This window comes from Enterococcus sp. C74, assembly GCF_040887125.1.
In the GTDB taxonomy this organism is placed as follows: Bacteria; Bacillota; Bacilli; order Lactobacillales; family Enterococcaceae; genus Enterococcus_B; species Enterococcus_B hirae.
In genome coordinates, this window is the sequence record NZ_JBFOFA010000031.1 from 1 (window position 1) to 854 (window position 854).

Genomic DNA, 854 nt, shown 5'->3' on the forward strand with positions numbered 1-854 from the left:
GTTTAGTAGAGTTTCTGGTTTTAAATCTGAATTATTTAGTCTTTCACTTAATGAAACTTGATCTGTTGCTTTTACCTTAAAATATTCTTTTTCATCATAGTTATATTCACTCTTAAACTTCTCAATTTCTTTTTCTCGTCTCTCTCGGCTTATTCTTGGTCTATTCTCCAACTCATCTATGAATTGCTTTAATATGGTGGGGTTAAGTTTAGTAAAGTGTCTATTCTTCATAAAACTTGCTATCGCTTGCTTAACCGCTTCATTTTCTTTTCTTTCTTCAATTAATTTTTCCACTCTTGACGTTTGATTTCCTATAAGTTCCTTAACGTCCTGTTCAGCGATTATTTTTAGATCATGAATAAATGCTATACACGTATCAGGAGTCAAGGGATTAAACTTAAATTTATTAAGGTCTCCAATTAGTGCATCTTTTGTTTCCTTCGGCAAACGTGTATCTGAGTGAATCTTATGCCTTGTCTTAAGGTAGTCAATATAAAAAGTTTTATTTTGGCTAGTTACTTCTATTGTATTTTGGGTCTCTATTAGGTTGTTTGGTTGTATGAGTTTGCTCTCATCTGGATGAAGTGGAAGTCGTTGGATGACCCCTTCTGCTACATCATCTTTAAGTTCAGAAAGAAATTCACCTATTGCTGCTAATGTTTCCGAACTAACAGGTTCACCCTCCTCAAGCTTACACTCTTCGATTAGTTGAAAAGCTATAGTAGCATGATTATATAAAGTATTTCGAGGTCGTTCGCTTTCATTATTTGCAATTTTTTGATTTGTTTCTTTTTTCTGTTCCATGTTTGGCATGTTATTCTCTCCTTTAAAATTTTATGTACTGCTTCATCAAC

1 protein-coding gene is annotated in these 854 nt (G+C 33.1%); it reads right to left on the bottom strand.

All coding sequences use genetic code 11. The features are described 5' to 3' along the window. On the bottom strand, positions 1-813 hold an 813-nt coding region (locus AB3H93_RS14130), incomplete at its 3' end, for a hypothetical protein (RefSeq protein WP_368020738.1). Positions 814-854: the final 41 nt, after the last annotated feature.